The organism is Intrasporangium sp., from assembly GCF_040414665.1.
In the GTDB taxonomy this organism is placed as follows: domain Bacteria; phylum Actinomycetota; class Actinomycetes; order Actinomycetales; family Dermatophilaceae; genus Intrasporangium.
The window spans coordinates 1-6,239 of sequence record NZ_JBEDUL010000176.1 but is presented as its reverse complement, the minus strand read 5'-3'; the positions used below and the strand labels follow the sequence as shown (position 1 = coordinate 6,239).

At 69.0% G+C, this 6,239-nt stretch carries 7 protein-coding genes; 4 read left to right on the top strand and 3 right to left on the bottom strand.

Features of this window, described 5'->3' with window-relative positions; translation table 11 throughout:
- From ABF401_RS20065 to ABF401_RS20055, 3 genes are all read right to left on the bottom strand, one after another.
- A partial coding sequence (locus ABF401_RS20065) for an alpha/beta hydrolase (RefSeq protein WP_353511363.1) occupies nucleotides 1-386 on the bottom strand: 386 nt, incomplete at its 3' end.
- A 152-nt stretch (nucleotides 387-538) separates the two neighbouring features.
- Entirely contained in the window at nucleotides 539-2,347 is a 1,809-nt protein-coding gene (locus ABF401_RS20060; RefSeq protein WP_353511362.1) for a glycoside hydrolase family 15 protein, read from the bottom strand.
- An 11-nt stretch (nucleotides 2,348-2,358) separates the two neighbouring features.
- Nucleotides 2,359-2,835, bottom strand: a complete 477-nt coding sequence (locus ABF401_RS20055; RefSeq protein ID WP_353511361.1) for a hypothetical protein — start codon at nucleotides 2,833-2,835, stop codon at nucleotides 2,359-2,361.
- A 307-nt stretch (nucleotides 2,836-3,142) separates the two neighbouring features.
- Here ABF401_RS20055 and ABF401_RS20050 point away from each other — a divergent pair, with 307 nt between their 5' ends.
- The 4 genes from ABF401_RS20050 to ABF401_RS20035 all read left to right on the top strand — a co-directional run.
- Entirely contained in the window at nucleotides 3,143-3,679 is a 537-nt protein-coding gene (locus ABF401_RS20050) for a phage holin family protein (RefSeq protein ID WP_353511360.1), read from the top strand.
- A gap of 29 nt (nucleotides 3,680-3,708) precedes the next feature.
- Nucleotides 3,709-4,620, top strand: a complete 912-nt coding sequence (locus tag ABF401_RS20045) for an alpha/beta fold hydrolase (RefSeq protein WP_353511359.1) — start codon at nucleotides 3,709-3,711, stop codon at nucleotides 4,618-4,620.
- A gap of 2 nt (nucleotides 4,621-4,622) precedes the next feature.
- Nucleotides 4,623-5,528, top strand: a complete 906-nt coding sequence (locus ABF401_RS20040) for a serine hydrolase (RefSeq protein ID WP_353511358.1) — start codon at nucleotides 4,623-4,625, stop codon at nucleotides 5,526-5,528.
- A 271-nt stretch (nucleotides 5,529-5,799) separates the two neighbouring features.
- On the top strand, nucleotides 5,800-6,239 hold a 440-nt coding region (locus ABF401_RS20035; protein ID WP_353511357.1), incomplete at its 3' end, for a hypothetical protein.

The window sequence follows — 6,239 nt, the reverse complement described above, 5'->3', positions numbered from 1 at the left end:
GCCTCCTTGAGGTGTTGCCCGATGTAGGACATGGCGGTCATGCCACCGAGAGAGTGGCCGACGAGCACGACCGGCGATGTCGGCGGGACGAGCGCGCGGATCACGGCGTGCAGGTCTCTCCCGAAGTCCTCGATCGTGAGGTCGTCGAGCGTCTTTCGGTTCAGTCCCAGTGCGGATCCGCCATGCCCACGCTGGTCCCACGTGATGACTCGGAGACCTGACGGGGCCAGCCGCGCGAGCACCGCATCCCAGCTGCGGTGGGTGAGCCCCCAGTCGTGAGCGAGCAGCACCGTCGGCACGTACGTCGGCGTGTCCGGCCGAGCGTGCACGTGCACAGCCAGCACGACGCCGTCGGCCGTCGTCACGGTTCGCTGCTGCTTTTCCATCCCAGTCGCTCGTTTGGTCATCCGGTCCGCCACACCACCCCTGGCCGCGTCCACTTCCGGCGCTCTGCTGCACCTGCCGACACCGTAGGCAAATCTTGCGGCGAGAGGGGCCGGAGCCCCGCACTACTTCCGCCGGTTCACCGATGGACCGCTCAGACTGGCGACCGCCCTCGGCGTCCCGCGTCCCGCAGGGCCAACGCCGCTTGGACCAGCGCAGCGTGGGTCAGGGCCTGCGGGTAGTTGCCGAGGTGCTCATGCGTGAGTGGGTCCATCTCCTCGGCGTACAGCCCGACCGGACTGGCCAGCTCCAGCAGCTCCTCGAACAGGAGGTTCGCCTCCACCACCACCCCCGTCTCGGCGAGTGCCTGCACGAACCAGAAGGAGCACGGCAGGAAGGCTCCTTCGGTCCCGGGTAGGCCGTCCTCCCCGGGCGGATAGCGGTAGAGCAGCGGAGGGCCGGCGTCGAGGTCTCGGGCGATGGCGTCGATGGTCCCACTGATCCGGCTGGAGTCCGGCGGGTCAAACCCCAGCTGCGGCATGATCAACAGGGCAGCGTCCGTGTCGGGAGAGCCATACGATCGCGTGTACATCCCCTTGACCGGGTCGAAGCCGCTCTTGGTGATCTCCTTACGCAGGGCTTCGCGTTCACCAGCCCATAGACGGAGCGACGAGTCTCTCGTCCGGTGGTGGCCCGAGATGAGCAGGGCGCGGTCCAGGGTGAGCCACGCCATGAGCTTGGAGTGGACATGGTGCACGGGCTCCGTGCGCACTTCCCAGATACCGGCGTCGGGCTCGCGCCACCGGCGGGCGACGGTGTCGGCGAAGCCGGCCATGGTCCGCCACGTCTCCGAGTACAACCCGTGTCCTGCCCGGGTGAGCAGCCAGCCGGCGTTGAGGACCCAGCCGTATCCGTCCAGCTGGTGCTGGTCGGCGGCCCCGTTGCCGAGCCGCACCGGCACGCTCCCGGCGTAGCCCGGCCAGCTGTCGAACTTCCGCTCGGCCGGCGGGTGCTTGCCGTGCAGCGTGAGCAGCACCGGCAGCCGCGGGCGATCGAGGCGGGTGGCGCTGAGCAGCCAGGCCATGAAGGCGCGCGCCTCCTCGTGCTTGCCCACCCCGAGGAACGCGGCGATCCCGATGCTGGCGTCGCGGGGCCACGCGAAGCGGTAGTCCCAGTTGCGCACCCCACCGAGGACTTCGGGCAGTGACGTGGTCGGCGCCGCGACCGGCGCTCCGGACGGTGAGTAGGTCAGCAGCCGAAGCGTCAGCAGGCTGCGGACCACGGCGTCCCGATGGGGCAGGTCCTTGTCGATCTCACTGCACCAGTCCTGCCAGCGCCGCTCGTCGACTTCGAGCGCAGCCCACGCAGTGTCGGGGTCGACGTAGATGAGCGGTTCGCGGTCCGCGACCGACATCGCAAGCGTCAGCGGGCGACCAGGCTCGACGACCACCCTCTGGACCGTCCCCGGCTCGATGCGCATCGTCGGACTCGTCGTCAGGGCAACCGCAGTCGTCGGCCAGGTGCAGACCAACACCGCCCCCCGCTGTTGAACCGTCGGGACAGCCTGCAGCTCCCCCAGCCGGGGGTCGAACTCGACGACGACCTCCACGGGACCGTCCTCGGCGGTCAGCCGACGGACCAGCAGCGTGGGAGGTAGGAGCTGGCCGCTCACCTCCGCCACCATGCCCTCGGTGAGCGTCAGCCGCCCGGTGTCCGTCCGCCAGGTCGTCTCGAGCGTGGCGGTCTCGGGGCGGTAGCGACGGCTGACCAGGGAGAGACCCTCCGCAGGCGCCATCCGGAAACTCCCGGCCTCCGGGCCGCCGACCAAGCGACCGAACACCGGGTTGGCGTCGAAGCGTGGGATGCACAGCCAGTCGATGGACCCGTCCGAGGCAGCCAGCGCGGCCGTGCGGGTGTCACCGAGGAGCCCGTAGTCCTCGATCGGCACGTCACCGGATGTCATGACGTGCCGCCTCAGGAGGGACCGACGAACAGCCCGAGGGCGATGCCGTAGACGAGGTGGGCGGCAACGGTGACCAGCGGTGTCCGGGCGCCGTAGTTCAGGGCGAAGAGCCCGGGCGGCTCCAACATGGCGGTGGACCGAGGGCCGGAGCGGTTCGAGGCCATCCGCGGATGGATCCCGACGAGCATCGGGATAAGCACGCTCAGGGCGACGGCACTGTGGAGCAGGCCGAGCAGGCCGCCGATCCACCACGTGGCCTGACCCAATCGGGCAAACACAAGGGCGTAGCCCAGCGCGAAGACCTGCCCGAAGACCAGATGGATGAAGAACCCGGCAATCCTGGCCCGGTCCGGGTCCCGCCGCACCACGGTGCCCAGGATGAGGGGAATGTCCAGGCGGCTGAGCCCACCCAGCTGGGCGGCGATCATCACCGCCGTCAGTCCGGTGGTCGCGAGGAGGCCGAACAGGGCCCATCCTGACCAGTCCACGTCGAGCCACACCCCCTAGAAGCACGTATACCGGACGTTAGAGGGCCGGGATTCTTTGGTCAAGATTCACTCCTTTTAGAAGGTCAGACAACCCCGACAACCACCCGCTCCCCAACCCAACCACGCACCCAAGGACGTCGCCGCACGAGAGCCGGCTCAGCGGCATACGGACTGATGTGGGTATGGATCCCACCAGGTGACGGCACTGGACGGCACGCGCGTCGCCCGAGTCGCCCGTACGGGCAGCACAGTAGGGTGACACCAAGCAGCGCCTCGCGCGCACAGCGTCACGTGGAGGAGTGATCCGATGAGCACGGACCCCCGGCAGGAGCGCACGCTCGGGCAGCTGGTCGCGTCCGCGACGAAAGACATCTCGACGCTGATCCGCGGGGAGATCGCGCTGGCCAAGCTGGAGGTGTCCACGCAGCTGAAGAAGGCCGGCAGGGGCGGCGGGCTGCTCGCGGCCGCCGCCGTCATCGTCTTCTACTCCGTGTACTTCATCTTCACGACGCTCGTCGAGGTCCTCGACATCTGGCTCCCCCGCTGGGCGGCCTACCTCATCATCACCGTCTTCATGCTCCTCGTCGCGGGCATCCTCGCGCTGATCGGCGTGCGCATCATGAAGACCGTCGACCCCACGCCGAAGAAGGCCATCGCCCAGGCGCAGGACACCGTGACCGGGCTCCAGGGCGCCGCAGCGGCACCCGGCACCATGCCGCCCGCCCCGCGCCCGGAATGGGACCGGCCGGCCACGGCGTCGCTGCCCGCCGGATCATCCACGGCAGCGTCCGTCGGGACCTCCACGGCACCGGATCCGTCTCGTGATGGAGCAAGAGACACCTGAGGTCCCCTATTACCACTACCCTCCACCCCATGCCAGTCGACGCTGCCTTCGTCGAGATCGACGGACCGTGGCATCACCGTTACGTCGCCGCCAACGGCGCGCGCTTCCATGTCGCCGAGCTCGGCGAGGGGCCGCTCGTGCTCATGCTCCACGGGTTCCCGCAGTTCTGGTACGCGTGGCGCCACCAGATGGTCGCCTTGGCCGACGCGGGCTTTCGCGCGGCCGCGATGGACCTGCGCGGCTACGGAGGGTCGGACAAGCCGCCGCGCGGGTACGACACCTACATGGCCACGCTCGACGCCGCCTCGGTCATCCGCTCGCTGGGTGAGACGGCCGCGGTGGTCCTCGGTCAGGGCCTCGGCGGTTGGATCGCCTGGGCGATGCCCGTGCTGCGACCCGACGTGACGACCGCGATCGCGTCCCTGTCCATGCCTCATCCGCGAGTCCTGCGCCATGCGTCGTGGGTCGACCGGAAGCAGCGCGCCGCGTCCGGGTGGATCGCGGCGTTGCAGAGGCCGTTCGCTCCCGAGCGCGAGATGACGCGGTCCCATGACTACGTCGAGGGGCTCCTGCGCGAGTGGTCCGCCCCGGGCGGCACGTTCCCCACCGCGGAGGACGTGGCGCGCTACGGCGACGCCATGATGATTCCGTTCGTCGCCCACTCGGCCGCGGAGCACTACCGGTGGCTCGGCCGTTCGCAGATCCGTCCCGACGGGCCGCTGTTCATGCGGCGCATCCGCCCGCCCATCCACGTGCCCGTGCTCCAGCTCCACGGCGCCGACGACCGTGCCGTGCTGGAGAAGTCGACCCGCGGGTCCGGGAAGTACGTGCCCGGGGACTACCGCGCGCTGACGATCCCCGACGCCGGCCACTTCCTCTCGGAAGAGGCTCCCGACGCCGTATCCGCCGAGTTGCTCTCATGGCTCAAGTCCCTTCAGTAACCATGCCGTCCAGCAGTTCCGCACCAGCCGACGTCACGTGGGCGGTGTGCCTCCGTGTCCAAGGCAGCCGTATGCCGCTGAGCTCGCCCGGTGCCAACGTTCCCTTGCGCACGGCCTCAGTCGGGAAGGTCCTGTTGCTGCTGACTGCCGCCCAGCAGATGGCCGAGGGTGACCTCGCTCCCGACGAGCCCCTCAAGCGGGAGCCGGAGGACTTCGTGCGGGACTCGGGGATCTGGCACACGCTGTCGTCGGAGACCCTGCCGGTCGCTGACGTCGCCGCCCTCATTGGTTCGGTCAGCGACAACCTCGCGACGAACGTGCTCCTCCGTCGGGTGGGGCTCGATGTCGTCGCGATGGCCACGGCCTCGCTGGGGCTCATGCGAACGGCCCTGCACGACAAGGTCCGCGACTCTCGTGGACCCTCGGATCCACCGACGTTGTCGTCCGGCACGGCGCTCGAGCTGAGCTGGCTCGCCGAACGGCTCATGCGGGGGTCCGCCTTCGGCGAGGAGCAGGACGGACGGGTGCGCGCGTGGCTTTCGGCGAACGTGGACCAGTCGATGGTGGGAGCGGCCTTCGTGGAGCGCTTTGCCCTCGATCCCCTGGCGCATCATGACTCCCTCGGCGGGAAGCTGGGCTTCTGGAACAAGACCGGGACCAGCGCCGGCGTGCGGGCCGACATCGGCGCGGCGAGTGTCGACGGTGGCCGGACCGTCGCCTGGGCCGCCATCGCGAACTGGGCGCCCGAGCTGGACGCAAAGCTGGGCGGCAAGATCCTTGCCGGGATGCACTCCGTGGGCCGCCAGGTCATCAAGCACCTGCTGCCCCCACCCCCGAACGCTCCTGACCAACGGCCTGTGCAACCCCCGTCCGCTCAAGCCACCCCGGAGTCCCCACGGTCTGAGTGACCTTCACCACCAGTGGGACTGCCGATGCTGCATCGTGAGCACACCTCGCTCAGCCGGCCGGTGACTAGTCACCACCGGGTAGGTGGCTATTTCCAACGTTTTCACGAAATCGTTGAACAGTTCACCGTACGTTCCCCGTAGTCGTGGCCGGAGGGGCCGCGCAATGGGGAGGGAAGACATGTCAATACGCAGAGCGGCCATAGCCGCCCTGGCAGCACTTGGCATCGTGGTGGCCGGGAGCGCGGCTCACGCGAGTGACGTGGACGTAGCGGTGGTGGACGTCACCACTCCGATCAACGCAGTCACGCTGGCGCCTGGCGCATCGGGCCAGATCACCATCAACATGAGCGTCAGCGGCAACCAGGTGGGGGTCGCCACTTTCGAGGTTTATCGCAACTGGACTCTGACGGGCGGCACCTTCACGGGTAGCAACCCGCAGGAGTTCACCGTTGCCCCCCGGGCCGGCGGAGACCCCGCCACCACGTTCAGCACGACGGGCTCCGTTTCGGTTGCGGCCGGACAGGCCAACGGCACCTTTACGCTCGCGGTCGGCGCGTTTGACGTCACCAACAGCAACAGCTCCGGGGGAAAGCTTCAGGCAGGGAAGTCATCCAGTTACGCCGTGACCGTGCAGGCACCGGCGAACACCCCGCCCACGGTACTGGTGACCGGCGTGGCGAACGGCGCGACGTACACGTACGGTGCGGTGCC